This window comes from Halomonas sabkhae, assembly GCF_030409265.1.
Taxonomy (GTDB): domain Bacteria; phylum Pseudomonadota; class Gammaproteobacteria; order Pseudomonadales; family Halomonadaceae; genus Halomonas; species Halomonas halmophila.
In genome coordinates this window covers 79,573-105,909 of sequence record NZ_JAUFPM010000008.1, presented here as the reverse complement: position 1 = coordinate 105,909, position 26,337 = coordinate 79,573, and the positions used below count along the sequence as shown (strand labels likewise).

Genomic DNA, 26,337 nt, shown 5'->3' with positions numbered 1-26,337 from the left:
CATCATGCTCGTGCGTTCAAGCGTCGTGCCTGCAATCCTGCGCGTCCATTGGCTGCATAGACGTCAGGTTCGGCGATGCGGTGGATGTAATCCAACGTACGCTGATTATGTGCCATGCGCACTGACAACAGGTTGCCATTACCTGTGTTGAGGCGCGATATGCGCCTTGCAGCGTCGAGCGTCGCTTGCCACTGCGGCAGGCAGTCAGCATCTTTAGCAGCTTGCCGAGCTCCTGCTGGACCCGACGCATAGCCCAGCCGTCGCTGTACCCTGGCGCGTTTGGCTTCCGTCGCTTCTAACGTTTCATGCAAGTGCGCCTTGTCCCTGGCCAGACGCTGCAGGGCTTTGCCATCGGGTTGACCATCCAGCAGCAGGGCGCGCTCTTCTTCCAGCAGGGTGCCGAGCTTATCGAGGCGAGCTCGCTGGTCGTCGAGCAGTTGCGTCAGACTCATGTCTCAGAGTCTCCGTCCACCAGCAGGTCTTGTACACTGGCGATCAGGCCGTCGGCAATGCGCTCGGGATGTATTTCGAGGCGGCCCTCGCGGATGGCATCGCGCAACTCGTCCACGCGGGCGGCATCGATATCCTGACTTGTATCGGTGCCGGCATGGCGCAGGTGCGTCATGCTTGCCGGGTCGTCACTGGCGCGTTGAGGAGACGGCGTCTCCTGTGTCTTGCGAGCCGGCTCCCCCTGCGTTGTCTGGTCGGGGCGCATTGGCTGGTGGTTGTCGACTTTCACTCTGGTTGCCTCGTGACCGGTACTGATAGGGAGGCTATCGGCGCGTGCGCCTTGCACTTTAGGATCTAGTGCGAAAAATGCCTGCATTCGTTGATTATTACCTATCAGGCCTCAGAAAAAACCTTCCAATATGGGTCACAGTGTGGGCACGACGGCATCAGTTGTCCACGATCAGGTGGCGCTTGCCGATCACCTGGGCATCAATGACCTCGCGGTTGCCGAGACGCACGCGAATCTTGTCGCCACGTCCGCCTGGTGCCAGTGCTTCGGCGGACCGGGTGATGCGAAAACCGTCGCCGCGGGCTTCGAGAGTGACTTTCTCGCCACGGTTGACCAGTCGTGGCGTGCGAAGTTGATAGTCCTGCAGTACCTGCCCTTCTGAAAGAGGCCGCATGGTGACGCGCCCGATGGCCTGTTCGGACTCTCGCAGGGCTTGGCGCGGCAGGCGAGCCAGGTCGCCATGACGAAATACCACATTGTCATGGGTGATTGTTTCGCCGGCGGCAATGTCCCGGGCGGTCTCGAGGTGCGTGCCGATCACCGAAACCTCGGCTTGCAGGAAGCGGGTGCGTCTTCCCTGCTCGCCGCACTTGACGCCCACCGAGATGCGGCCGAGCGGCGGCCGGGAAGCATTGGGCAAGAATGGTTTCGGCGAGGGACAGGCCGGAAATTTTGCCGCAGGAGGATATAGCGTCACTTCGGTGTCATCCCCCAAGGAGTTGGCCTGGACCTCGAGGAACTGTCGCACATTGTCCAGCATCGCCTCATCGGCGGCTTGGGCCTGGAGAGTGGCGAGGCTTGCTACCACCAGGACGAAGATCAGGTGCGTTGTCGCCAGCGTTGTTCGAGTCATCTTGTTATCGGGATTGGTGAGCCTGGTCGTCGAGTCTAGCGCCCGTCGCGCCGAGGGAATCGTGGAAATGGCCTAGGTAATGTCGGTTGTTCACGCCTTTGGAAGGACAAGGGAGTCGCTATCCTCCAACGTCGACGAATCCTTTTTGCCGGAGGGTGCCGGATGATCGATCAGCTCGATGCCGCCTTCAACTTCCATCAACAGGCCTTGTCGCTCCGTCATGAGCGCCAGCAGGTCCTGGCAAGCAATATCGCCAACGCCGACACACCGGGCTACAAGGCCCGCGACATGGACTTTACCAGTGCACTGGAGCGTGCCGTGCAAAAGGCTGGGGGAGGTGGCGAGGGACTTGCTCTGGAGCAGACAGCGTCACGGCACCTGGCCGGGCAGGCACCCGCTCTGCCCCGCGGGGATCTGCTCTATCGCGTGCCCGACCAACCAAGCCTGGATGGCAATACCGTGGATATGGATCGCGAGCGTGCTCAGTTTGCCGATAACTCCGTGCGCTATCAGGCAGCGCTGACCTTTATCGGACGCCGGATCCAGGGCCTGAAATCGGCCATGCAGCCCGAATGACTAGGAGCAGCCATCATGTCGATGTTTTCCGTATTTGATATTTCCGGCTCGGCCATGAGCGCCCAGTCGCAACGCATGAACGTGACTGCCAGCAACCTGGCCAATGCCGATAGCGTGGCAGGACCTGACGGTGAGGCGTACCGCGCCAAGCAAGTGCTGTTCGAGACACGTGCCCGGTCGAACGCAGGGCTCGGTGGCGTCAGTGTCAGGGAAGTGGTCGAGGACTCTTCCCCGATGCGCAGCGAATATCGCCCCGAGCATCCCCTGGCCGATGATCAGGGCTATGTGGATATGCCCAACGTCGACCCGGCGGCGGAGATGGTCAACATGATCTCGGCATCGCGTTCCTACCAGGCCAACGTCGAGGTCATGGACACCAACAAGCAACTGCTGCTCAAGACACTGACCATGGGCGAGGGCTGACGGCATGGCCAATACGATTGATTCTGGCGTGATGAACACCCTGAACAGCGGCGGTTCGGCGGGTTTGAACGCCAGCCAGTCCGGTGCTCTGCGCGAAAACTTCATGACCCTGCTGGTGACGCAGTTGCAGAACCAGGACCCGCTCAACCCGATGGACAATCACCAGACCACCTCTCAATTGGCCCAGGTCAATACTGTGAGCGGGATCGAGAAACTCAATGACTCTCTTTCCGAGATCAATGGGCAAATCGATGCCGGTCAGTCTCTGCAGGCGTCAGGTCTTATCGGCAAGGGCGTACTGGTGCCGGGTGACCGCGTCCTGCTGAGCCAGGGCGAAGAAGGCGAGGTGAACACCACGCCCTTCGGTGTCGAGCTGCAGAGCCCCGCCGACAACGTCACCGTTACCATTACCAATGGAGATGGCCAGGTCATCAATCGCTATGACGTGGGCGCAGTGGATAGTGGCATTGATTCCTTCAGCTGGAACGGCAAGACCAGCGATGGCGAAGCCGCAGTCGATGGGGCTTACAAGGTCGCGGTCGAGGCCACCCAGGAAGGGGAGTCGGTCCCGGTCGAGACCCTTAATTACGCCCAGGTCAACAGCGTCACGCCGGCCGGCGAAAGCGGTGACATCCAACTCGACCTGGGGGCCGTCTACGGCCGGGTCGGCCTGTCCGATATCAAGCAGATCCTGTAACGACAACCGAGCGACAAGGGGAACGACACATGGGCTTTTCACAAGCACTCAGCGGCCTCAACGCGGCCTCATCCAGCCTGGACGTGCTGGGCAACAACATCGCCAATTCCCAGACTGTGGGCTTCAAGGGCAGCGATACCCTGTTCTCGGATGTCTATGCCAACTCCAAGGTCGGGCTGGGTACCAAGGTTTCCCGAGTGCTGCAGGACTTCGGCGAAGGTAACCTGGAATCCACCGGCCGTGATCTGGATCTGGGTATTAGCGGCGAAGGCTTTCTGCGCATGCAGCAGAACGGCGAGGTCGTCTACTCGCGCAACGGCCAGCTCTCCATGACCGCCGATGGATACCTGCAGAATGCCCAGGGTGCGCGCTTGATGGGCTTCGGCGTCAATGCCGACGGCCAGGTGCAGACCGGTGGCCAGCCCGAGGTGCTGCAGGTCTCGGCCGAGGAAATGGCGGCCAGTGCCACCACGGATGTTTCCACCACGCTCAACCTGGATTCCCGTGAAGTGCCCGACGAGGAGCTCGACCAGGTCGACGTGACGACTGACGTGTCGGACCCGGCCAATAACCAGCAGACCCTGAACTACCACTACGCCAACAACTTCACTTCCTACGACTCTCTGGGTAATCCGCGCAACGCCACCGTCTACTACGAGAAGTCCGGGGCCAACAGCTGGACCGGACGGGTGACGATGGACGGCCATTACAGCGCGGACAACGACTTCACCCTCAATTTCGACAATAGCGGGCAACTAGACACCATCAATGGTAACGATGCCAATGACCCGGCCAATATGCCGGCCATCAGCGTGGCAAGCGACACTACAACCCCGCTGGGTGATGAGCCTGCCGATCTGGCCTTCAGCCTCAATATCACCGGCTCCACCCAGTTCGGCAACACCTCCCGTTCCAGTGATCTGACCCAGAACGGCTATACCTCCGGTTCCCTTGTGGGTACCAGTATCGAAGACGACGGCACTATCATGCGCAACTACTCCAACGAGCAGTCGCGTCCGGCCGGTCAGATCGCGATGGCCAGCTTCCGTAATCCCGAAGGCCTTGATCCGGCGGGCGACAACGCCTGGACAGCCACCGCGGCTTCCGGCCAGGAACTGGTCGGCGCGCCAGGCACCGGTCAGTTGGGGGGTATCCAGTCCGGTGCTGTGGAAAGCTCCAACGTGGACATGGCCCAGGAGCTGGTGGACATGATCGTCACCCAGCGCTCTTATCAGGCTAACTCCCAGACCATCAAGACCCAGGATGAAGTCCTGCAGACTGCCATCAACCTGCGCTGATCGCGCCGGAGTGACACATGGATCGCATGCTCTACACCGCCATGAGCGGGGCCCGGCAAAGCATGGAGCAGCAGGGCGTGGTCAGCCACAACCTGTCGAATGTCTCCACCACCGGCTTTCGCGCCCAGCTGCACGCCATGCGTGCGGTACCGGTCCAGGGTGATGGCGAACTGGACACCCGTGTCTCGGTGGCGGCTTCCACGCCGGGTTCGGATTTTTCACCGGGACCATTGAACCGTACCGGACGTTCCCTGGATGTTGCCATGCAAGAGGATGCCTGGCTGGCCGTCCAGGCATCAGACGGCAGCGAGGCATACACGCGGCGCGGCGATCTACAGGTGGATGGCGACGGCTTGCTGCGTAGTGCCGGTCGCCCTGTGATTGGCGAGAACGACGGCCCGATCCAGGTGCCTCTCGGCTCGGAGCTCTCCATGGGCAGTGACGGCACGATCAGTGCCATCGCCCCGGGGCAGGAGTCGGATGCTCTGACGGCGGTGGGACGCCTCAAACTGGTCACGCCCGGTGATGATGGGCTGACGCGGGGCGTCGATGGCCTCTTCCGGGCGCCGCCCGGAGAGGGCGGGGCAGTCGCGGCGCTGCCCGCCGACGAGGACGCCCGCCTGGTGAGCGGCTCCCTTGAGGGCAGCAATGTCAGTGCCGTGGACGCCATGGTGTCGATGATCGACGTGGCTCGCCGCTATGAGCTGCAGACCAAGGCCATCGAAACCGCCGACGAGAACGCCCAACGCGCCAATAGTCTGCTCGCCCTGCAGGGCTGACGCGACAGGATCACGAGGACCCGAGATGATCAACTCATTGTGGACAGCCAAGACCGGTCTGGAATCCCAGCAGGTCAAGCTGGACGTCATTTCCAACAACCTGGCCAACGTCAATACCAATGGCTTCAAGCGCTCGAGAGCGGTATTCGAAGACCTGCTCTACCAGAACCTGCGCCAGCCGGGGGCCCAGAACGATGTGCAGAACCGACTGCCTTCCGGCATGCAGGTCGGCACCGGGGTGCGCCCGGTGGCCACCGAACGGCTGCATACCCAGGGCGGGCTCGAGAACACCGAGAACTCCCGTGATTTGGCCATCAACGGCAAGGGCTTCTTTCAGGTCCGCATGCCGGATGGCACCACAGCCTATACCCGCGACGGCAGTTTTCAACTGGATGAGAATGGCCAGATGGTCACCGCCAATGGCTATCCGCTGGAGCCAGCCATCATGATTCCCCCGAACGCCCTGTCGGTCAGCATCGGCGAGGATGGCATCGTCTCCGTTACCGAGCCGGGGAGCAGCGAATCCAATGAGGTCGGCCAGATCACTGTGTCCAGCTTCGTCAATCCCACTGGTCTCGAGAGCATCGGCGGCAACCTATACCGTGAGACCACCGCTTCGGGTCCGCGCAATGAAGGCATCCCTGGCATGAATGGCGCGGGCCGCCTCTCCCAGGGCTATGTCGAAACCTCCAATGTCAACGTGGTCGAGGAAATGGTCGGCATGATCCAGACCCAGCGAGCCTACGAGATCAACAGCAAGGCAGTGCAGACCAGCGACGAAATGCTGGCGCGTCTCACCCAGCTGTGATGGAGAACGACACCATGACCAGGCGGCACGATGGCAGGGAGGCGCGAACATGAAGGGGACGAAGGCGGGTTCCGGATGTCGGCTCCTGGGCGCGGCGCTGTTGGTGGCGTTGCTGCTGGGCGGCTGTGCCCAGATTCCGAGGGCTTCGGTGGTCGGTGAGCAGGAAAAAGTCGATATTCCCGATCGCCAGCAGCCGGTACCCAATGGCTCCATCTACCAGGCCCACCAAGGACATCAACCGCTATTCGAGGACCGTCGCCCACGCCAGGTCGGTGATGTCCTGACCATTGTCCTGGACGAAGAAGTCAGTGCCAGCAAGAACGCCCGTTCCAACGCCGACCGCAACGGCTCCTCCAGCCTGACCCTCGACCAGGTGCCGGATGCACTCGAGACCCTGGCCGAGTATGGCTTCGACATCGAGGGCCAGAGTGACTTCGAGGGTGGCGGTGGTGCCGAGGCGACCAATTCCTTCACCGGAACCATCACGGTGACGGTCATCGAGGTGATGGCCAACGGTAACCTGCGGGTCCGAGGCGAAAAGCAGATAGCGATCAACCAGGGCACCGAGTTCATTCGCTTCGGCGGTGTGGTCAATCCGCGCTCGATCACCGGTAAAAATACCGTGCCGTCCACTTCAGTGGCCGATGCCCGTATCGAGTATGTCGGCGATGGCTACATCAACGAGGCGCAGCACATGGGCTGGTTGCAGCGCTTCTTTCTCAATATTTCGCCTTTCTAGTGGTGGCAGGATGAGCTTCGGTAGCATGCACAAGACGTACTTAGGCTGGCGCCGGCTGGTGGTTCTGGTGCTCGCCTGCCTGATCGCTCTACCGGCCCAGGCGGAGCGCATTCGCGAGATCGCCAGTTTCGCTGGCGTACGCGACAACGCCCTGGTGGGCTATGGGCTGGTAGTCGGTTTGGATGGCAGCGGCGACCGGACCATGCAGGCCCCGTTTACCGGACAGAGCCTGACCAACATGCTCTCGCAACTGGGCATCACTGTGCCGGCCGGAACCAATATGCAGTTACGTAATGTGGCCGCTGTGATGGTAACTGCCGACCTGCCAGCCTTCGCGCGGCAGGGGCAGCGGCTCGACGTGGTGGTTTCCTCGGTGGGCAACGCCGACAGCCTGCGTGGCGGCACCTTGTTGATGACGCCACTCAAGGGGGCTGATGGCGATACCTATGCCATCGCCCAGGGCAACCTCCTGGTCGGCGGTGCCAGCGCCTCCGCTGGTGGTTCGAGCGTGCAGATCAACCAGCAGGCCGGCGGGCGCATTGCTAATGGCGCCACGGTGGAGAAGGAAGTGCCGCTGGCATTGGGCAGCAACGGTGGCCGTCTGGAGCTTCAGCTTGACCAGAGCGATTTCGGTACGGCCCAGAGAGTGGTCGAGGCCATCAACCGATCGTTCGGCTACTCTGTGGCGTCGGCGCAGAATGGCCGGGTCATTTCCCTGGACGGGCCTGGTGACGCCAATGCGCGAGTCAACTTCATGGCTCGAGTCGAGAATCTCGAGGTTACTCCTACCCAAGCGCCGGCCAAGGTGGTACTCAACTCGCGTACCGGCGCCATCGTGCTCAATGGTGCCGTTACCCTGCATCAGGCTGCGGTGGCTCATGGCAATCTGTCGATCGTTATCGACAGTGAGGTGGGAGTAAGTCAGCCGAATCCCTTCACCGAGGGCGATACTGTGGTGGTGCAGGATAGCGAGGTGAGCATCGAGCAGCAGCCTGGCACCCTCAAGGTCGTGGAAGGTGCCAATCTGCTCGATGTGGTGGATGCCCTCAATTCCCTGGGTGCCACGCCCAATGACTTGATGTCGATCCTCGAGGCCTTGAAAGCGTCGGGGTCGTTGCGCGCTGAACTGGAGATCATCTGATGAGCTTGGGTGGCGGAAAAGGCGTCGGCGAACATCTCGCCATGGATGTGCAGGGGCTGGAGCGACTCAAGCATACTGCCCGTCGTGCCCCGGAAGAAGGCCTGGAAAGTGCGGCCAGGAAGTTCGAGGCGATGTTCGTGCAGATGATGATGAAGAGCATGCGCGATACCGTGCCGAGCTCGGGGTTGCTCGATGACCGGAACACCGACTTCTATACCTCCATGCTGGACAAGCAGCTGTCCCAGCATATCGCCGAACGCGGCACCGGGCTGGCCGAGCAGCTATTTGCCCAGTTAGGAGACCGGCTCGACAACGCTCGTTCGCGCAAGGACGAGGACATCGAAGCACTGATTGCCGGTATTCCACGCGGCACGCCGCGACCTCTGGAAGATGCGCTGGTGCCGAAAGACGAACCTGAGGCCAGCATGCCTGAGAACTTCCTCGATGAAGTCAAGGCCGTCTCCGCCGATGACAGTACACCTGACGTCGCCGATGATCGCCCCGCCCATGTGCGTGATTTCGTCGGTCGACTGGCGGCACCGGCACAGGCGGCCAGTGAGGCCTCCGGGGTGCCGGCCGAACTCATTCTCGCCCAGGCCGCCCTAGAAACCGGCTGGGGTCGGCATGAGATCGCCACGCATGACGGCGGCAACAGTCATAACCTCTTCGGCATCAAGGCCGGGGAGAGCTGGGAGGGTGAGACCTCCGAGGTCGCGACCCATGAAGTTATCAACGGCGAACGCCAGGCGGTGCGTGACCGCTTCCGTGTCTACGATTCCTTCGAGGCGGCGTTCACTGACTATGCCCGATTGATCGGCGACAACCCGCGCTATGCCGGGGTTACCAAGGCGGCCACGGCCGACCAGGCAGCCCACGCCCTGCAGCGCGGCGGCTACGCCACCGACCCGGCCTATGCTGACAAGCTGGTCGCGGTGATGGATACGCTGGGCCCCGTGGGGGGCTCGCGTCTGGCACAACGCTGATCGTCCAACGTTCAAACCGAGCCTGACTTCCACGACGAGCCGGCGTTTTTGCTGAGACAGGCCTCAAGCCGGACGTCCATCGGCCGATAAGAAGATCATCGGCACAAGGAATCTCCGACATGAGCATCTTTTCCACCGGACTCAGTGGGCTCAACGCCGCGCAGAATGCCCTGAGCACCACCAGCAACAACATCAGCAACGTCTTCACGCCGGGCTACAACCGTGAAGAGGCGATCCTTGGCGAGAGATCCACCGGGGGCGGGGTACAGGTCAACGACATTCAGCGCCAGTTCGACCGTTTTGTCGCCGACCAGCTCAATGGGGCGACCAGCGAGTCCAGTGCGCTGGACACCTATCGCAACCAGGTGGAGCAGATCGACAGCCTGCTGGCCGATCGTGAGGTGGGGCTGGCGCCTCTGATGCAGGGGTTTTTCTCCTCGATGGAAGATCTGGCCAGTTCCCCCGCCGATCCTGCCGCCCGTCAGGGTGTGCTGGGCAGCGCGGATACTCTGAGCGCCCAGTTCCGATCCTTCGACGGTTACCTGCGCGACATGCAGGAGGGCGTCAACGGGCAGATCCGTGACGAGGTCACCCAGATCAACAACACCACCGAGCAACTGGCTGGGGTCAATCGCGACATTTCCCTGGCCAGAGCACGCGATGGCGAGGCCGCCAATGGCCTGCTCAACCAGCGTGACCAGCTGGTTCATGAGCTCAACGAGCGGCTGGGCGTGCGACTCGATGTCCAGGACGGCAAGGCCTATAACGTCAGTCTGCCCAATGGCCAGCCTCTGGTGGCCGGGAGCCAGTCATTCGAGCTGCAGGCCATCGACTCACCCGATGACCCGCAGCGCACCGTGCTGGGCTATCGCAATTCGGGCGGTGATGTCGTGCCCATGGAAGAGGACGCCGTGACCGGTGGTAACCTGGGGGGGCTGATGAGCTTCCGCTCCGAGACTCTCGACAAGACCCAGAATCAGATTGGCCAGATGGCCGTTTCGCTGGCGACGGCATTCAACGAGCAGCATGCCGAAGGTGTCGACCTGGATGGCGAAGCCGGCGGTGACTTCTTCGAGATCGGGCAGCCGCGCACCTATGCGGCCGTCGATAACCCGGGCGGGGCCGAAATCACCGATGCCAGCTTCGACACTGAGAACATCGACCGCCTGCGTGCCAGCGATTACACCGTCAAGGTCACCGACAGCGAGAGTGACCCGCCCGGCTTCGAAGTCAGGCAGCGTGACACCGGCGAGGTACTGGGCGCCGATGAGCTGACCTTCAACGACCCCAATAATGACGGCAGCGATGCCACTCTGAGCTTCGGCGGGGTGACGCTGACCTTCGATGATGCCGGCAAGCTGGCCGAGAATGATAGCTTCGAGGTCCAGCCGGTGCGCAACGCGGCAGGTAGCCTCGAGACGGCGATCGGTGATCTGGACCGGATCGCTGCGGCGAGTGCCTCGGGAGGCACCGGCAACAACGAGAATGCCCTGGCCATGCAGGACCTGCAGGACGCCAGCGTGGTTGGCGGTTCGGCCTCGCTCAGTGGGGCCTATGGCGCCATGGTCAGTGATGTCGGCAATCGGACCAATGTCGTCCAGGTCAACCTGGAGGCCCGCCAGGGGCTCACCGAACAGCTGGAAGCCACCCAGCAATCCGAGTCCGGCGTCAACCTGGACGAGGAGGCCGCCAACCTGATCCGCTACCAGCAGTATTATCAGGCCAATGCCAAGGTCATCGAAGCCGGAAAGACGATGATCGATACCATTCTCGGCCTGCGCGCCTGATTACGGGAGTCATCTCATATGCGTATCAGCACCGTCACCATGTTCGAGCAGAGCGTCACCTCCCTGAATCAGCAGCAGAGTGGTTTTCTCGATGTCAGTCAGCAGATCGCCAGTGGACGTCGGGTGGTCAATCCTTCCGATGACCCCCAGGCTGCCTCGCGGGCGGTCGGAGTCGACCAGTCCATGGCCGTCACCGAACAGTACACCGACTCGCGAGTCAGTGCGCGCAACACGCTCTCCCAGAGCGAGAGTGTGCTCAATAGCGTCAGTGATGCCGTGACCAGCGCCAAGACACTGCTGGTCCAGGCCTCCAGCGACACCCTGAGTGACGCCGACCGCGAATCCGTGGCTAGTGAGCTGCGTGGAGTCTACGAAACCCTGGCCGGGCAGGCCAATGCCACCGACGGCAATGGTCGCTACCTGTTCGGTGGCTATGAAGACGGCAGCAAGCCCTTCGTCGATAACGGCAACGGCAATATTGAATACGTCGGCAGTACCGAGGTTCGGCAACAGCGCATCGACGCCTCACGCTTGATGGAGGTCAGCGACAGCGGCCAGGAAATCTTTCAGAGTGTGCCGAGCGGCGCCGGTTACGTAGCCGAGGCCCGCACCGGCAATAACGGCGACCTTACCTTCAAGGGACCGGAAACCCTCGATGCCGATGCCGATAATTACGGCAAGCGCTTCGAGATAAGCTTTGCCGAGGACGGCGGCACCATGACCTATTCGGTGAGTGCTGACGGTGATCCCGTGGCGGGCATGCAGGGGGTCACCTATCAGTCAGGCGAGCCCCTGCAGTTCGGCGGGCTAAGCATGGAGCTGCAGGGCAGCCCCGAGGATGGCGATGGCCTGTCGGTCGGCCCTGCTGACACCATGAACACCGACCTCTTCAAGACCCTCGAGAAAGCCATCGGCGTACTGGAGAATCCCGCCGAGACATCTCAGGAACAGTCAGCGCGCCGCAATACCCTGAACACCGCGATGCGCGAGCTCGACAACAGTCTCGACAATGTCCTGACCGTGCGCGCCTCCATGGGTGCGCGACTCAACGAGCTCGACGTGGTCGACTCGGTGAGCGACAACCGCATGCTCAACCATGAGCAAGCCCTCTCGGATCTTGTCGACCTGGACTACGCCGAGGCGATTTCCGAGTACAGCATGCGTCAGGTCGGCATGCAGGCGTCTCAAAAGACGTTTGCGGACTTGAAGGGGATGTCGCTGTTCCAGTACCTCTAGGGGAATGGTTCTCTCGCAGCCATGGTGACACGGTTGTTCTTGGTCGCCCTGGTCCGGCTCAGGCTCTTGGCGCCGAGCATCTGAAGGTCATTCGGTATGCAGTCAGCCACCTGGGGGTAGGGATGCCAGCATCTCGAGCAGCCCCCGCAGGGCGCCGATTCCCTGATCGAAGAGTCGCTCGAGGAAACGGTCGAGGTCGGTCATCAGTACCATCAACAGGATAATGCCCACCGTCAGAGAGGCGGGAAAGCCGATATTGAATACCGTGAGCTGCGGTGCTGCGCGATTGAGGATGCCAAGCGAAAGGTTGATGATGAGCAGCGAAGCCACCAGTGGCAGGGCCAGCAGCATGCCAGAAGAGAAGATGGTGCCGCCGTAACGAGCCAGCATCATGAAGGCTGCGGGATCGAAGCGCCCCATGCCGATGGGCAGGGTGCGAAAGCTGTCGGCAAGGACCTCGAGCACCACCAGATGCACGTCGAAGGCCAGGAACATCAGCAACGTGATCATGTAGAGCAGCCGCGAGAGCACCATCATGTTGGTGCCGCTGGAAGGGTCGAAGAAGGTGGCGAAGGCCAGCCCCATCTGCAGGCCGATGAACTCGCCGGTGGCCTGCACCACCGCCAGGGTCACGCGCATGACCAGGCCCATGGCTGCGCCGATGAGCAGTTGCTCCGCCAGGATGCCGAGTCCCTCCCAGGAGACGATCGCCACGTCCGGCATCGGTGGCAATATGGGGGCGATCACTACCGTCAGCGCTCCAGCCGCGGCGATCTTTACCTGGCGCGGCGCACCGGAGTGCCCCCACAAGGGCGAGCTGAGCATCAACCCAGTGATCCTGGCGAATGGCCACAGAAAGGCGACCAGCCAGCCATGGAGTTGGGCGAAGGTAACCTCGACCATGTCGGGCGTCCGCTGTCAGGAAATGAGCGTCGGGATGTTGCTGAATAGCTCCCGGGTAAAGTTGGTGATCAGCTTGAGTAACCAAGGACCGGCCAGCACCAGCACGCCGAAGACCGCCAGGATCTTGGGGATGAACGACAGCGTCATTTCGTTGATCTGGGTGGCTGCCTGGAACAGGCTCACCAGCAGGCCGGTAAGCAGTGCCGTCAGCAGCAAGGGACCGGCCAGCAGTAAGGTGACGCGCATGCCCTGGTAGGCAATGGTCATAACCGTCTCGGGCGTCATGCGTGTCTCCTCGGGTCGGGCATTAGATATAGAAGCTTTCCGCCAGCGAGCCGATCAACAGCTGCCAGCCATCGACCAGCACGAACAGCATCAGCTTGAACGGCAACGAGATGGTGATCGGCGGCACCATCATCATGCCCAGCGACATCAGTGTGCTGGCCACTACCAGGTCGATGATCAGGAAGGGAATGAAGATGGTAAAACCGATCTGGAAAGCCGTCTTCAGCTCGCTGGTCACGAACGAAGGCACCAGGACACGCAAAGGCACGTCTGCAGGGCCCTGCAGTTCGCCGATATCGGCCAGACGAGCGAACAACGCCAGATCTGGCTCCCGGGTCTGGGCCATCATGAACTCCCGCAGTGGACCCTGGGCCTGGTTGAGGAATTCGGGCAGGTTGATGTCGCCGTTGGACAGTGGCACCCAGGCCTGGGCATGCACCTCGCCGAAGACCGGCGCCATGATGAAGAACGTCAGGAACAGAGCCAGTCCCAGCAAAATTTGATTGGGCGGTGTCGCCTGGGTACCCATGGCAGTACGCAGCAGGCTCAGTACGATGATGATGCGAGTGAAGCTGGTCATCATCAGCAAGGCCGCCGGCAGGAAGGCCATGGAGCTGAGCAGCAACAGCGTCTGCAGCGACAGCGACCATTGCTGGCCACCGTCTTCCATGGGCTCGCTGATGATGCCGGGAATCTGCTGAGCCAGTGCCGGGGAGGGCAGGGCCAGCAGGCACAACGTCAGCAGGGACAGTGTCAACAGGAACAGCAGAGAGAAGCGCCAGGGGCGATAAGGAGTGCCACTCATGACGTCCCCCGTGGTCCGTCATCGTGTCCCGTGGTTTGCTGGCGGAGCGCTCGTGCAAAGCGCATGGCAAAGCCGCTGTTGCCAGTGCCTGTGGCGGTCGAGGTGGCCTCGTCCGGCGGCGTCGGCATCTCATGCAGCTTGTTGACCTGACCGCCGCCGACACCCAGCACTAGCCAGGTGGAATCGACCTCGACGATCACCACCCGCTCGCGGTTGCCCACATTGATGCCGCCGATGAGTGTCGGGCGGGGACCCCGGCCCTTGCCGCTGCCCCCTAGACGACGCAGCAACAGGTTGCAGATCAGGATAATGACGATGACGAGTGCCAGGGCGGCAGCTGTCTTGCCCAGGGTAGCCATGCCGATAAGGGTGTCGCTTCCCTGAGCGATGCCATCGGCGACGGTGCCGTCGACTTCGGCGTTCTGGCTCATCGGTTAAGCTTCTGGACGCGTTCTGATGGTGTGATGATTTCGGTGATGCGGATGCCGTACTTGTCCTCGATGACCACCACTTCGCCTTGGGCAATCAGATAGCCATTGATCAGGATGTCCATGGGCTCACCGGCCAGGCCTTCGAGCTCGATCACTGAACCCTGGGCCAGCTCGAGCAGCTGCTTGATGGTCAGACGAGTACGGCCGAGCTCCACGGTCAACTTGACCGGGATGTCCATGATCATTTCGAGATCACGAGGCAGAGGCGCGTTGTCGCCCTGCTCCAGCGGCTGAAAAACGCTGTCGCCGGCGGCTCGCGCGGTTTCCGGCGAGGTGTCCGAGGACGTGGCATTGGTACCCTCGGCAGCTTCCTGCTCGGCCAGGGCCTCGGCCCATGGATCCGCCTGCTCCGCGCTATCTTCGGACGTGCTGTTGCCTTCCTGTTCCGACATGGCGTCGGCCCAGTCCTTATCGCCGACGTTCTGATCGGGCTGGTTGGGGTCAGTCATGATGGGGGTCCTCGGGTTTCGGCTCGGGCGCTTTGACGAAGGCATCGGACGGGGCGTGATCGGCGGCGTGGTCGAACAGTCGCAAGACACGCAATGCCCGCTGGCCGTGCTGGCTGCCGTACTCGCACTCCATGACCGGCACGCCGTCCACCTTGCCGGTCACCGTTTCGGGAAGTTCCAGGGGCAGAATATCGCCCACCTCGAGCTTCGTGACCTCGGAGATGCGTGAGGGCAGGTCGGCGAAGTCGGCGACCAGTTCGACCGCCGAATGACGAATCTCGCCGGCCATGCGCCGTTTCCAGGTGCCGTCCTGGTCCTGGTGGCCATCGCTCAAGGGATTGGTGAGCAGGTCGCGCAAGGGCTCGATCATCGAATACGGCATGCACACCTGGAAGCTGCTGGCCAGGTTACCCACCTCGAGATTGAAACTGGTATTGACCACGATCTCGTTGGGCGAGTTGGTGATGTTGGCAAACTTGGCCTGCATCTCGGAACGCAGAAAGCTGATTTCGAGCGGATAGACCGACCGCCAGGATTCGCTGTACGCCTCGATGGCCAGGCGCAGCATGCGCTGGATGATGCGCTGTTCGGTGTTGGTGAACTCCCGTCCCTCCGATTTGGTCAGGAAGCGGCCGTCGCCACCGAACAGGTTGTCCACCACCATGAATACCAGGTTGGGCGGAAAGACAATGAGCGCCGAGCCCTTAAGCGGCTTCATGGCGATCATGTTGATGTTGGTCGGAACCGGAACGTTGCGTGAAAACTCGCTGTAGCTTTGGTAGCGCACCGAATCCACGGTGATATCGGCGCTGCGCCGTATCAGATTGAACAGGCCCACGCGGAAATGGCGGGCAAAGCGCTCATTGATGATATCCAGTGTATGAAGGCGTTCACGGATGATGCGGTGCTGCGAGGCGGGATCGAAGGGGCGCACCTTGGGCGTGTTGCTGCCATCGCCATGGGGTTCATCATCTCCGCTGACGCCCTTGAGCAGGGCATCGATTTCATCCTGGGACAGCAGATCGTCCTGAGACATGGGGTGACTCCGCGACCTTGCCGCTATTGCACGATGAATTCGGTAAAGAGCACATCCTCGATGGCGAGGTCGGGCTGTGTCTCCGCCATCGGGGTCTCGAGTGCGGCGATGATCTGGTCGGTCAGGCGCTTCTTGCCGCTGGCCGATGTCAGATCCTGTGCCTGCTTGCCCGAGAGCAGGGTCAGCAGCCGGCTGCGTACCTGCGGCATATGAGTTTCGAGTAGTTCTCGAGACCGGGTGTCGCTCACCTTGAGTGAGATCCCGGCATAGAGTAGTCGAGTCCCATAGTCATCCTCTGCGAGGTTGACCGTGAAGGGGTCGATCTCGACGAAGATCGGGGCCTGCTGCTCGATGGTCGCGGGCTCTTCCGCTCGGGCCTGTTCCATGCCGCCCTGCTGGGTAAACAGCATGAAAAACGCGATGGCGGCGGCCGACAGGCTCAGGACGACCAAGACCACCAGTAACCACAGCAGCTTTCGTGAGCCGCCTCCGGATGTCGCCATTACCGCTCCTATATGAACATTTACGCCGATTCGGGGGAGATTATGCCGATTCGGGGCCGGCCATGATGAAATGAACAGGCCTAGTGAATGGGCCTATCTTGGGTTTTTACCCGGGCTCCAGCCCGAGCGTAGTCATTGGCCAACACTCAGGCGTAGAGGTCGACTCGCCCATCCAGGGACATCTCCAGGGACCCTTGCCGGTCGGTGACGAGTTCGCCGCCGGCCGGTTCGTCATCGGTTCCGGACAGGCCCGGGCTGCTGCCGGACAAGCCGCTGTCCGTGTCGTCGGCGCTACTCTGCTGGTGCTCGCCCACCGAGGTCTCGCCGAGGGTGATGCCCTGCTCCGCAAGGGCCTCGCGCAGTTGCGGTATGGCCTGCTCCAGAGCTTGGCGAACCGGCGCGTGAGTAGAGAGGAACTGGGCCTGGGCCCCCTGGTCGCCCACCTTCAGGGAGACCGAGAGTGGGCCCAGTTCGGCAGGGTGCAGGCGCATCTCTATACGCTGCTCGCCACTTCCCTGGCTGAAGCGCAGCAGCTGTTGCCCCAGTTGCCGGGTCCAGTCCTGACTGCCTACTGGGGCGGTCAGGCTGGCCTGGGCGGGTGGCGTGGCAGTTGTGGCCAGGGTGGTCGTTGCCTGGCCGGGAGCGCCGGTACCGACATGCTGAGCCGGCATGGAGGCTGAGGTGGTCATGTCGAGCAACGACGAAGCCGCGCCAGCATCGCCGCGCGTCGGCACGAAGTCTGTGGTGTCCGTCGGGTCGCGTTGTGCCACCGAGAGGGCAGCGGATACCGCCTGAGCGGTCGGGCTCGGCCGTAGTTCCTGGGCCTGAATCTGCATCCGGGCCGAGGGCAGTTCACTGAAAGCCGTGGATGGACGGTGCGCTTCGGCACCGGGGTGTGCCTCGCGCGTCATGGTCGCATCGAGCGGGATTCCGGCCTGGCGGGAAACGGTGGCTTGCTGGATGACATCCCGCGATATGGCCTGCTGCGGCATATTTACCCGTGACATGCCGTCGTGCGCGAGCCCTCCCCGAGGCATGGCGGTATTTCCTTGGAGCCGTACCTGCGCCTCCAGTTGACCCGAGGCCACTACTGCCTGGGTGTCCCGGGCCACTTGCTCGGTGCCTTGTGCGACTGCTTGAGAGCCCTGTGCCGTGGCCTGGGTGCCGGCCTGTTCGATCAACTGCAGGCGCTCCATGGCGACCGCCAGCTCGGGCGAGGGCGCGGAGTCCCCGGAGGTGCCCGGCTCCGGGGTGGCCGTGTCGATCCGTTGCGTCCAGTCATTCGCGTGCTGCACCAGCGTCGCGGTCTCGGCCGTGGCGGCACCGGTTGCCGCGATATCGGAAGCACCGTCACGCCCGTTGCCCAGCCGCCGTGACGACGCCTCGAGCCCGCCGCCCGAGGGCGAGAGCGACGCCATGGCCTCGGCGAAGGCGTCTCGTTCGGAGGCGGCGGCCTTGGTGCCGGCGCCGGTGGTGTCGGTCGAGGCATTCTTGCCGAGCGCGCCCATGAGTCGCGGTAGGGTATCCATCAATGTCTCCTTGATGTTCGTCTCAGCCTCCGAACAGAGGCGCTCGTTGCCGTGTGCTGTTCACCAGGTCGTCGCTGGCGTGCTGTTCGCGTTGCTGCTCGCTGCGCCGGCGCGAGGCCTCACGGCGTTCGGCCAGAGTGTCGTAGGAGCGCAGTCGACGTTGCTCGTTCTGCCAGTGCTGCTGGCTCTGGTCGACGCGGCGTTGCTGTTCGTCCAGTGCCTGTTGGGCACGCTCCAGGGCGTCGTCGAGCGAGGCCAGGAAGCGTTGGTAGTTGTGCATGGAGGCCGGGTCGATACCATCGCGCAGGGCTGTCTGAAGTCGTGCGGCGTACTCGGCTCGGTAGCGTTGCAGGGCCTCCAGTTGCTCGGCGACCTTGCGGGCGTCGTGGCGATCTCCGGCCAGTCGTTGTCCCGCCTGGTCGCGAGCCTGGCGGGCCATTTCGCTCAATGTGTCAAGTGGCGTGCGGTTCATGTCGTGCCTCCCGATACGCCAGCCAGTGCGAGGCGTGAGGCCTCGAGGTCGGCGCATTCATCGATGTCCTGCTGCAGGAAGGCCTCCAGGTCCGGGTAGCGGCGCACGGCGTCGTCGAGCCGGTCGTCGTTGCCCGGATGGTAGGCACCGACGCTGATCAAGTCGCGGTTGCGCTGATAGCGTGAGAAGAGGCCCTTGAAACGCTGGGCCTGGCGTCTCTGGTTGTCGTCGATGACGGCGTTCATCGCCCGGCTGATGGAGGCCTCGATATCGATGGCCGGATAATGGCCGGCCTCGGCCAGCACACGGGACAGCACTACATGGCCGTCGAGGATTGCGCGTGCCGAGTCGGCGATGGGATCCTGCTGGTCGTCGCCCTCGGTCAGCACGGTGTAGAAAGCAGTGATCGAGCCACTACCGCGCTCGGCATTGCCGGCGCGTTCCACCAGGCTCGGCAGCTTGGCGAAGACCGAGGGCGGATAGCCCTTGGTGGCCGGTGGTTCGCCGATGGCCAGAGCAATTTCGCGCTGCGCCATGGCGTAGCGTGTCAGCGAGTCCATGATCAGCAGGACGTCATTCCCCTGATCGCGAAAGCCTTCGGCGAGCCGGGTAGCGTAGGAGGCACCCTGGAGGCGTTGCAGCGGCGAGGTGTCGGCGGGGGCCGCGACCACGACGGCACGCTCTCGGCCATGGGCGCCGAGTATGTTGTCGATGAAGTCCTGGACTTCGCGGCCGCGCTCACCGATCAGGCCGACCACGATGACATCGGCGCGCGTATAACGGGCCATCATGCCCAGCAATACTGACTTGCCGACGCCGGATCCGGCGAACAGCCCCATACGCTGGCCACGTCCGACGCTGAGCAGAGCGTTGATGGCACGGATGCCGACGTCGATCTGGGTATCGATCGGGGCCCGCGCCAGAGGGTTGAAGGGAGGCTGAGCCAGTGGCGCGCGGGGTGACTCATCAAGCGGCCCCAGGTCGTCCAGTGGTTCGCCGTTGCCATCCACCACTCGGCCAAGCAGATCCTCGCCGATCGGGAAGCGTCGCGCGGCATCGCCGGTGTTTTCGCTCAGGGGGTGAACCCGGGCGCCGGGCATCAGACCGGAAAGTCCGGCCAGAGGCATCAGGAAAAGTCGGTCACCGGAGAAGCCGACCACCTCGGCTTCGGCATAGCGGGTCGCTGGTTGTCCCGGCACGTCGGGCAGTTCGATGCGACAGGCGTTTCCAAGGGCGACCCGCAGGCCGACGACCTCGATCACCATGCCGGTGGCGCGGACCACACGGCCACTGGCCCGGCTGGTCGGCAGGGAGTCGACGCGGCCACGCATGCTGCGTAGGGCGCGTTGCCAGTGTTCATGATGATGTGCGGGGTGGCCTGTCGTGCCCATCATTCACTCCGAGGTGGCGCTGGCGGTTCCCGTGCGGGGCCGGCGGGTGCGCTGCTGATCACGTACTGCCTGCCAGCGAGATTCCCAGGTGGCGTCCAGTTCTCCGCTCTCGCTGGTCACACGGCAACCCCCTCGACTGAGCTGATCATCCGGCTGCAGTCGCCAGCCGGCGGCCACGAGCTCATCGCCCAGAGTCTTCTCCACCAGTCGCAGATCTAGAGGGTGCAGCCAGAGCCGTTGCTGCCCGACCAGGGGCGGCTCGGTGTGCAGCAGAGCTCGTACCAGTTCGAGAACCTGCCGTGGTCGCGCCTTGAGCGCTTCACCGGCCAGCTGGTGCCCCGTGGCCAGAGCGAGATCGACGAGATCATCGGCGATGGCGTCATCCAGCACAGCCAGAGCCTCTTTGAACTGGCCCGTGAGTGTCCGCAGGGGAGCGATTTCTTCCTCCAGGCGGCGTTCAAAGGCCGCATCGGCTGCTTGCTGAGCGTCCTCGCGCCCCTGGGCGAGGCCCTCGGCATGTCCTGCCTCCCGTCCCTGGCGCAGCCCTTCTTCGTAGGCGTCGCGTCGGACCTGCTCGCGCAGTGCATCAAGGGCTTCCTGTTGGCGACGAGCCTCCTGGCGCCGGGTATGCACGGCTTGGGCCTCGGCCTCGGTGGCGACCTCCTCCTGCTCGGCGCGCAATTCACCCATGCGCCAGCGTCGCCAGCTCGAGGTTGCGGCGGTATCCCGCGTGTTTCGCGCATCGTCAGACATAGGCCTCGTCTCCTCCACTCAGCACCACTTCGCCAGCGTCGGCCAGGCGGCGCACCACCTGCAGGATGGTCTTCTGCTCGGCTTCCACCTGGGAGACCCGGATTGGTCCACGGGCTTCCATGTCTTCGCGCAGGAGGTCGGCAGCACGTTGCGACATGTTGCGCATGAACTTCTCCGTGAGTGCCTCCGGCGCCCCCTTGAGTGCGACTACCAGGGAGTTGGAGTCGATCTCCTTGAGCACCAGCTGGATGCTTCGGTCATCCAGGTCGAGCATGTTCTCGAACAGGAACATCTCGTCGATGATCTTCTGCGCGAGCTCTTCGCTGTGAGAACGTACGGTATCGATGGCGGCCTCTTCCTGATGGGTATTCATCAGGTTGAGGATCTCCGCCGCGGTGCGGGCGCCGCCCATCTTGCTGCGTTTCAGGTTCTGGCCGTCGAGCATGTTGGTCAGGACCTCGGTGAGTTCCTGCAGTGCGGCCGGCTGGACGCCGCTGAAGGTGGCGATGCGCAACACCACATCGTTACGCAGCTTGTCATCGAACATCTCGAGCACATCGGAGGCCTGATGGCGATCGAGATGAATCAGGATGGTGGCAATGATCTGCGGGTGCTCGTCGCGGATCAGCTCGGCCACCATGGAGGCTTCCATCAGGTTGAGGGCATCGATGCCGGTGCTGGTGCTGGAGGTTTCCATGACGTCCTCGATGAGGCTCGAGGCGCGTTCGCTGCCCAACGCCTTGGTCAATACCGAGCGAATGTGATCGCTGGAGCTGAGGTTCAGGGCAATGAACTCCTCTGTCTCATCGTGGAAGTACTGCAGCACCTGGCGCATCTCATCGTGAGAGATCTGATCCAGGGTCGCCATTTCCAGGCTGATCTGTTGAACCTCCTTGGCCGTCATGTGCTTGAACACTTCGGCTGCGCTGTCTTCGTCCAGGGCCAGCAGGAGGATGGCGCTGCGGCGTGTGCCGCTCATTTTATTGCTCATGCTTGTTCATCCAGCCGCGAGCGATCATGGCCACCATGCGGGGATCTTCCTGGGCCATCTCCCGCAGGTCTTTCAGGTTCTGCTCATAAGCCGAGGTCTTGCGCCGGCGTCGGGGCTGCTCGTAGCTCGCCGCTGCATCCTCGCCGTCCGTTGTATTCTCTTCCGCGGGTTCGTCGCCGGCCCGGGCGTCGACGCTGGGTGCCGATGGAGTCGCGGCGGGTAGAGGCTGTGCCGTGTAGCGCCGGATCAGCGGGCGCAGGATCAGCAGGTAAAGCAGCAGTAGAGCGATCCCCACCAGCAGATAGCGGCCCAGTCCGAAGGCCAGGCGCTGAAGCGCGGGGTCTTGCCACCAGGCCAGCTGTTCCGCCTCCTGAGAGGCTTGGTCGGCGAAGGGTCGGTTGACCACCGTCACCTGGTCGCCGCGCGTTTCCGAGAACCCCAGGGCTTGCCGCACCAGTCGCTCCACCTGGGCCAGTTCTTCGTCGCCAAGGGGCGTGGCTGTCGGTTCGGCGTCGGGTTCGTCGGCGGGCGTCTGCTGGTAGTCGACCACTACCGCGGCGGACAAGCGCTCGACCTGGCCACGTTGGTGCTCCACATGCGAGACCTGGCGGTCGACTTCATAGTTGATCACGTCATCACGGTTGAGGTGTCCCCGGGACTGGGGGGCCGGTTCGCCCGCCTCTTCTTCGTCGCCCTGTGCCTCGTCGGTCGTCGCACCTTCGTCGTCTTCCGACGGCGTCGCGATGGGCGATTCAGCGTAACCGGGAGGGGAGTTGCTCAGCGCCCCCGGCACGCCACTGGCCAGGTCATCACCGTCGAGGTTGAGGCTTGTCTGCCGGCTGCGCACCGCAGCTTCGTTGGATGACTGGTTGGGGGTATAGCGTTCGGCGGTTTCCTCGCGCCGGGAGAAATCGAGCTGCGCGGTGACTTGAGCGCGCACATTGTCGCGGCCAAGGATCGGCGTGAGGATTGCCTCGATGCGTTGACGATAGGTGCGCTCCACCTCGGCGACGTAATCCAGCTGGGTACCGTCGAGCCCCGTGGAGCCGCCGTCTGGACTCGACAGCAGGTGTCCGTCCTGATCGACCACCGTTACCGCCTCGGTGGGCAGGTCGGGCACGCTGCTCGAGACCATATGGGCGATGGCGTTGACCTGTCCTTCGCCGAGGGCACGGCCGGGCTCCAGGGTCAGCACCACGGAAGCCTTGGCTGGCTCGCGGCGGCGCACGAATACCGAATCCTTGGCCAACGCCAGGTGTATCCTGGCGCCGGCAACCGGCCCCAGTGACTCCATGGAACGTGCCAGCTCGCCCTCCAGGCCGCGTTGGTAGTTGATCTGCTCGGCGAACTGGCTGATGCCGAAGGCTTGGTTCTCCATCAGCTCCAGGCCCACGTTGCCGCCTTTCGGCAGCCCCTGCTCGGCCAGTTGCAGGCGCAGCTTATGAACCTGGTTGCCGGGGACCATCAAGGCCTGTCCGCCCTGGCTGAAACGGTAGGGGATGCTGCGGCTGTCCAGTTCGGCGATGATGCTGCCGCCATCGGCCTCGCTGAGGTTGCTGTACAGCACGCGGTACTGCGGAGCGCTGGCCCACAAAAGCAGAGCGGCGATCACGGCGATCGAGGCGGCGCCGGCGATCAGCAGGATCAAGAGTGGGCTGCCGCGCAACTGACGCTTTAAGCGCGCGAAGCTGGAAGCGGACTGGTTATCCTGACGGCCGCCGGCGGAGGCGCCACTACTCATGTGGGCCTCCTCGCTCGTTCGGCGCCAGCGTCCAGGGTGTCAAAAGAAGAAGGCATCGACTGCGTTCCGTCCATCACGGTTCGCCGCCCGGGGTCGGGGCGGAGCTTGGATGGGGCTATTATCCGTGGCGTGCGTCGACCCAAAGGTGTGAAAAGCCCGATTTTTGCGCGTTATTTGGTGGCATGACGCGCTGCCGCACCCTGTTAGGCTTTGCCCGAACCGTCGGCGAGCCTGTGGATTTTCGGTGCCGATGCCTTGAAACCCTGACCTTTCCTGGAGTCGCAATGAGTTCACCCGCTCTCGAGTCGGCCCTGACCCAGATGCAAAGTCTCACCAGTCAGGCTGCTGGCCAGTCGCCCAAGGGGCAGCAGCTCTCCACGACAGTCGGAGAGGGTGGTTTCGTCGACGAGCTGCAGACCTCCATCGAGCGCATCAACACGCTCAAGCAGGAAGCCGCGGAAAAGACGCGTGACTTCCAGGCTGGTAAACCGGGAGTGGAACTCGATGACGTCATGGTCGATGTGCAGAAGGCCAGCGTGGCCTTCGAGATGGGCAAGCAGGTGCGCAGCCGACTGATCACGGCCTACAAGGACGTCATGAACATGCGGGTCTAGGCTTGCTGTCGGATCAAGCCTCTTCGCAATTCCTCGATGCGCTCGGCGACGCGCAGCACCTCCTCGGCGGGAATCTGGCGGATCACCTCGCCGCTCTCCCGGTCGACCAGCCGTGTCACCACGCGGGAGGTGCCCTCGTCGAGCTCGAACTCCACGCCATAGGGGCGAAGCACCTCATTGACGCGCTGCAACGGCGCCACCAGCTCGCCGCGTTTGACGGTCTCGCGGCCTTCGCCCTCGCCGAGCACGCTGCCCGTCGGGGGGAGGACATCCAGAGCCGTTTCGACCTGTCGTCGTGTCGAGCTCGTGTCGACGCCGGCCCGTCCCTGCGTCGAGGTCGCATCGGTCAGTGGCGATGTCATCGTCAGCCTCCCTCTTAATCTTGTGGGTCATTCCTTGGCTTGTCGCTTGCCGCTTGGAGATAGCGATTCTTAACGTTATCGGCCAGGAGCTTCGATCCTTTAGAGTCATGGGGCGATCTAGCGTTAAAACAGGAAATTCAGTAGCTTGAGTCGGTCGTGCCATCGGAATGTCATGAAACGCTGATAGAAGCGTCATCGAGGCCGCGCTGCGTGGCCCGTCATCGCCAACCGTCAGTCATGGAATCTTCCGATGCGCTTCATCGAGCAAATGTCCATCCGCCTCAGCGGTCTCCTGGTGCTGATCGCCTTCACGGTGATCCTGGTGACCCTCGGCGCCCTCGGCCTCTACGCCAACCAGCACGGCCGCACGGCCTTCGATACGCTGCGCGAGCAGAATGTCGAGCAATCCCGGGCCCTCCATCAGGCCTATATCGCTACCTTGCGGACCCAGGTGGCCATGGACCGAGCCGCTCATCTGCTGCGCACGCCGTCCTTCGATCGCCCCGGGCCGGTGCTCGAGCGTGCCGAGCAGCGCATGCAAGAGGCCGAGGCGGCCTTCGAGCGCTTCCTGGCCGTGCCGGCCGCCGACCAGGCGATCGTGGACACCCTGGCGTCACGCTTCCAGTCGCTGCTGGGGACCGGCCTGTCGTTGCAGTTGATGCTGTTGCAGGAAGGCGATGTCGGCGCCTATGACTCGGGCCAGTCGCGGGTCAGTGACATGAGCCAGGCCTTCATGCAGGAGGCGGATGGCTTCTTCGCCAACGCCGAGACGCAGGGCGATGCTCAGGCAGCGCGATTCGTCGAGCTCTCGGGCTGGCTCAATCTGGCCCTGGGGGGCGCCCTGGTCGCGGCGCTGCTCATCGTCGCGGTGGTGGTCTGGGGCGTGCGGCGCAATGTGCTGCGCCCGTTGGGCGACGTCATCGCCCATTTCCGGCGTATCGCCGAGGGCGACCTGACCGGAGAGGTGGCGGCGCGCGGCGACAACGAGATCGACCGACTCTTCCGCGAGCTCGACGGCATGCGGCGCGCGCTGGCCGGCACGGTGCGGCAGGTGCGGGAAAGCGCCGACCGGGTGTTCGATGGCGCCTCGCACCTGAGCGAGAGCAATCAGGAACTCGCGGCGCGCACCCGGCAGCAGGGCGGTTCCCTGGAACGGACCGCCGCGAACCTCGATGAGATGACCGTCTCGGTGGCCGACAATACCGAGCATGTGCGCGAAGCGAGCCAACTGGCAGAGCGGGCGAGCGACAAGGCCAGCCGTGGCGGTGAAGTGGTGAAGGCCTTCGTCGATACCATGGGCGAGGTGCACGAACGCTCGGGGCGTATCGGCGAGATCGTCGGGCTGATCGACGACATCGCCTTCCAGACCAATCTGCTGGCGCTCAACGCTTCAGTGGAAGCGGCGCGGGCCGGCGAGCACGGTCGCGGGTTTGCGGTGGTGGCCGGCGAGGTGCGCAATCTGGCGTCGCGCAGCGGCCGCGCGGCCCGTGACATTCGCGAGCTGATCGCAGCCTCCGCGGCCAGCGTAGAGCAGGGCAAGTCGCTGTCCCGTCAGGCCGGCGACGACATGCGCGACATCGTCGCCGCCATTCAGGGAGTCGACGAGCGCATCGAGCAGGTCGCCCAGGCCTCGGAGGAACAGCATCGAGGCCTGGTGGCGCTCAATCGGGACATGAACCAGATGGAAACCGTGACCCAGCGCAACCATGGACTGGTGGAACGTGCCAACGAGACCGCCGAGGCGCTGGAAGTCCAGGCCGGCCACATGCGCGACTTCACCGGGCGCTTCATGCTGGCGGCGGCCGACATTGCCCCGAGAGCGCTGGAGGAAGACAGCGTGACGCCGGCCGCCGAGACATCATCGGACGTGGCCCGAGAGGAAGAATCGGAAGACGCGGCGCTGCAGCCCGCATAGGCAGGGGACGGGATGATGCTATCGGAGTACCCGGGCAT

The 26,337-nt window shown here is 63.2% G+C and carries 30 protein-coding genes; 13 read left to right on the top strand and 17 right to left on the bottom strand.

The annotated features are described in order from the left end of the window. Positions 1–2: 2 nt before the first annotated feature. The 3 genes from QWY79_RS06430 to flgA form a co-directional block, all read right to left on the bottom strand. On the bottom strand, positions 3–452 hold the full coding sequence (locus QWY79_RS06430; RefSeq protein ID WP_290271037.1) for a flagella synthesis protein FlgN: 450 nt from the start codon (positions 450–452) through the stop codon (positions 3–5). Next, a complete protein-coding gene (gene flgM / locus QWY79_RS06425; protein WP_290271035.1) occupies positions 449–739 on the bottom strand; it encodes a flagellar biosynthesis anti-sigma factor FlgM in 291 nt (96 codons plus the stop codon). The genes QWY79_RS06430 and flgM overlap by 4 nt, the downstream gene beginning before the upstream one ends. Before the next feature lie 157 nt (positions 740–896). Next, the gene (gene flgA / locus QWY79_RS06420; RefSeq protein ID WP_290271032.1) at positions 897–1,592 is read right to left on the bottom strand and encodes a flagellar basal body P-ring formation chaperone FlgA; all 696 of its coding nucleotides are present in this window, start codon (positions 1,590–1,592) and stop codon (positions 897–899) included. Between the two features lie 162 nt (positions 1,593–1,754). On the opposite strand from flgA, the gene flgB reads away from it, so the two are divergent. The 11 genes from flgB (at position 1,755) to flgL (ending at position 12,059) form a co-directional block, all read left to right on the top strand. Then, positions 1,755–2,168: a flagellar basal body rod protein FlgB gene (flgB, locus tag QWY79_RS06415; protein WP_290271030.1), complete on the top strand. Its 414-nt coding sequence runs from the start codon at positions 1,755–1,757 to the stop codon at positions 2,166–2,168. Positions 2,169–2,183: 15 nt separating this feature from the next. Beyond that, positions 2,184–2,591, top strand: coding sequence for a flagellar basal body rod protein FlgC (gene flgC, locus QWY79_RS06410; RefSeq protein WP_290271029.1), 408 nt, complete (start codon positions 2,184–2,186; stop codon positions 2,589–2,591). 4 nt (positions 2,592–2,595) lie between these two features. Further along, positions 2,596–3,288: a flagellar hook assembly protein FlgD gene (gene flgD / locus QWY79_RS06405; RefSeq protein WP_290271027.1), complete on the top strand. Its 693-nt coding sequence runs from the start codon at positions 2,596–2,598 to the stop codon at positions 3,286–3,288. Between the two features lie 29 nt (positions 3,289–3,317). Next, a complete protein-coding gene (gene flgE, locus QWY79_RS06400; protein WP_290271025.1) occupies positions 3,318–4,586 on the top strand; it encodes a flagellar hook protein FlgE in 1,269 nt (422 codons plus the stop codon). A 17-nt stretch (positions 4,587–4,603) separates the two neighbouring features. After that, complete coding sequence (locus QWY79_RS06395; RefSeq protein WP_290271024.1) at positions 4,604–5,365, top strand: flagellar basal body rod protein FlgF; 762 nt, start codon at positions 4,604–4,606, stop codon at positions 5,363–5,365. A gap of 25 nt (positions 5,366–5,390) precedes the next feature. Beyond that, the gene (flgG, locus tag QWY79_RS06390; protein ID WP_290271022.1) at positions 5,391–6,173 is read left to right on the top strand and encodes a flagellar basal-body rod protein FlgG; all 783 of its coding nucleotides are present in this window, start codon (positions 5,391–5,393) and stop codon (positions 6,171–6,173) included. 49 nt (positions 6,174–6,222) lie between these two features. Continuing rightward, a complete protein-coding gene (locus QWY79_RS06385) occupies positions 6,223–6,912 on the top strand; it encodes a flagellar basal body L-ring protein FlgH (protein WP_290271019.1) in 690 nt (229 codons plus the stop codon). 25 nt (positions 6,913–6,937) lie between these two features. Further along, on the top strand, positions 6,938–8,053 hold the full coding sequence (locus QWY79_RS06380) for a flagellar basal body P-ring protein FlgI (RefSeq protein WP_290271018.1): 1,116 nt from the start codon (positions 6,938–6,940) through the stop codon (positions 8,051–8,053). Continuing rightward, positions 8,053–9,036, top strand: coding sequence for a flagellar assembly peptidoglycan hydrolase FlgJ (gene flgJ / locus QWY79_RS06375; RefSeq protein ID WP_290271016.1), 984 nt, complete (start codon positions 8,053–8,055; stop codon positions 9,034–9,036). The genes QWY79_RS06380 and flgJ overlap by 1 nt, the downstream gene beginning before the upstream one ends. Before the next feature lie 119 nt (positions 9,037–9,155). Then, positions 9,156–10,823, top strand: coding sequence for a flagellar hook-associated protein FlgK (gene flgK, locus QWY79_RS06370; protein WP_290271015.1), 1,668 nt, complete (start codon positions 9,156–9,158; stop codon positions 10,821–10,823). 18 nt (positions 10,824–10,841) lie between these two features. Further along, positions 10,842–12,059: a flagellar hook-associated protein FlgL gene (gene flgL, locus QWY79_RS06365; RefSeq protein WP_290271013.1), complete on the top strand. Its 1,218-nt coding sequence runs from the start codon at positions 10,842–10,844 to the stop codon at positions 12,057–12,059. Between the two features lie 102 nt (positions 12,060–12,161). Here flgL and fliR read toward each other — a convergent pair whose 3' ends face one another. The 13 genes from fliR to fliF form a co-directional block, all read right to left on the bottom strand. Further along, positions 12,162–12,962 (bottom strand): flagellar biosynthetic protein FliR, encoded by an 801-nt coding sequence (gene fliR / locus QWY79_RS06360; protein ID WP_290271010.1) that lies wholly within the window; start codon positions 12,960–12,962, stop codon positions 12,162–12,164. Positions 12,963–12,977: 15 nt separating this feature from the next. Then, positions 12,978–13,247 carry a flagellar biosynthesis protein FliQ gene (gene fliQ / locus QWY79_RS06355; protein WP_290271008.1) on the bottom strand — a complete coding sequence of 90 codons (270 nt, stop codon included), beginning with the start codon at positions 13,245–13,247 and terminating at the stop codon, positions 12,978–12,980. A gap of 22 nt (positions 13,248–13,269) precedes the next feature. Further along, positions 13,270–14,052, bottom strand: coding sequence for a flagellar type III secretion system pore protein FliP (gene fliP / locus QWY79_RS06350; RefSeq protein WP_290271006.1), 783 nt, complete (start codon positions 14,050–14,052; stop codon positions 13,270–13,272). Continuing rightward, on the bottom strand, positions 14,049–14,483 hold the full coding sequence (gene fliO, locus QWY79_RS06345; protein WP_290271005.1) for a flagellar biosynthetic protein FliO: 435 nt from the start codon (positions 14,481–14,483) through the stop codon (positions 14,049–14,051). Before fliO ends, fliP begins: the two co-directional genes overlap by 4 nt. Further along, positions 14,480–14,992 carry a flagellar motor switch protein FliN gene (gene fliN, locus QWY79_RS06340; protein WP_290271003.1) on the bottom strand — a complete coding sequence of 171 codons (513 nt, stop codon included), beginning with the start codon at positions 14,990–14,992 and terminating at the stop codon, positions 14,480–14,482. Before fliN ends, fliO begins: the two co-directional genes overlap by 4 nt. Beyond that, positions 14,985–16,028, bottom strand: coding sequence for a flagellar motor switch protein FliM (fliM, locus tag QWY79_RS06335; protein WP_290271001.1), 1,044 nt, complete (start codon positions 16,026–16,028; stop codon positions 14,985–14,987). The genes fliN and fliM overlap by 8 nt, the downstream gene beginning before the upstream one ends. 23 nt (positions 16,029–16,051) lie before the next feature. Then, complete coding sequence (gene fliL / locus QWY79_RS06330; RefSeq protein ID WP_290270999.1) at positions 16,052–16,531, bottom strand: flagellar basal body-associated protein FliL; 480 nt, start codon at positions 16,529–16,531, stop codon at positions 16,052–16,054. 146 nt (positions 16,532–16,677) lie between these two features. Further along, positions 16,678–18,060 (bottom strand): flagellar hook-length control protein FliK, encoded by a 1,383-nt coding sequence (locus tag QWY79_RS06325; protein WP_290270997.1) that lies wholly within the window; start codon positions 18,058–18,060, stop codon positions 16,678–16,680. A 22-nt stretch (positions 18,061–18,082) separates the two neighbouring features. Next, complete coding sequence (gene fliJ, locus QWY79_RS06320; RefSeq protein ID WP_290270995.1) at positions 18,083–18,532, bottom strand: flagellar export protein FliJ; 450 nt, start codon at positions 18,530–18,532, stop codon at positions 18,083–18,085. Then, positions 18,529–19,923: a flagellar protein export ATPase FliI gene (gene fliI / locus QWY79_RS06315; protein WP_435389772.1), complete on the bottom strand. Its 1,395-nt coding sequence runs from the start codon at positions 19,921–19,923 to the stop codon at positions 18,529–18,531. Before fliI ends, fliJ begins: the two co-directional genes overlap by 4 nt. A gap of 3 nt (positions 19,924–19,926) precedes the next feature. Beyond that, complete coding sequence (locus QWY79_RS06310) at positions 19,927–20,676, bottom strand: flagellar assembly protein FliH (RefSeq protein WP_290270991.1); 750 nt, start codon at positions 20,674–20,676, stop codon at positions 19,927–19,929. Continuing rightward, complete coding sequence (gene fliG, locus QWY79_RS06305; RefSeq protein WP_290270989.1) at positions 20,669–21,667, bottom strand: flagellar motor switch protein FliG; 999 nt, start codon at positions 21,665–21,667, stop codon at positions 20,669–20,671. The genes QWY79_RS06310 and fliG overlap by 8 nt, the downstream gene beginning before the upstream one ends. Next, positions 21,657–23,408: a flagellar basal-body MS-ring/collar protein FliF gene (fliF, locus tag QWY79_RS06300; protein ID WP_290270987.1), complete on the bottom strand. Its 1,752-nt coding sequence runs from the start codon at positions 23,406–23,408 to the stop codon at positions 21,657–21,659. The genes fliG and fliF overlap by 11 nt, the downstream gene beginning before the upstream one ends. Positions 23,409–23,692: 284 nt before the next feature. Here fliF and fliE point away from each other — a divergent pair, with 284 nt between their 5' ends. Continuing rightward, a complete protein-coding gene (fliE, locus tag QWY79_RS06295; RefSeq protein ID WP_290270985.1) occupies positions 23,693–24,022 on the top strand; it encodes a flagellar hook-basal body complex protein FliE in 330 nt (109 codons plus the stop codon). Here the strand turns inward: fliE and QWY79_RS06290 are convergent. Continuing rightward, complete coding sequence (locus QWY79_RS06290) at positions 24,019–24,384, bottom strand: flagellar protein FlaG (protein ID WP_290270983.1); 366 nt, start codon at positions 24,382–24,384, stop codon at positions 24,019–24,021. The genes fliE and QWY79_RS06290 overlap by 4 nt on opposite strands. Positions 24,385–24,634: 250 nt before the next feature. On the opposite strand from QWY79_RS06290, the gene QWY79_RS06285 reads away from it, so the two are divergent. Further along, the gene (locus tag QWY79_RS06285) at positions 24,635–26,299 is read left to right on the top strand and encodes a methyl-accepting chemotaxis protein (RefSeq protein ID WP_290270981.1); all 1,665 of its coding nucleotides are present in this window, start codon (positions 24,635–24,637) and stop codon (positions 26,297–26,299) included. Positions 26,300–26,337: the final 38 nt, after the last annotated feature.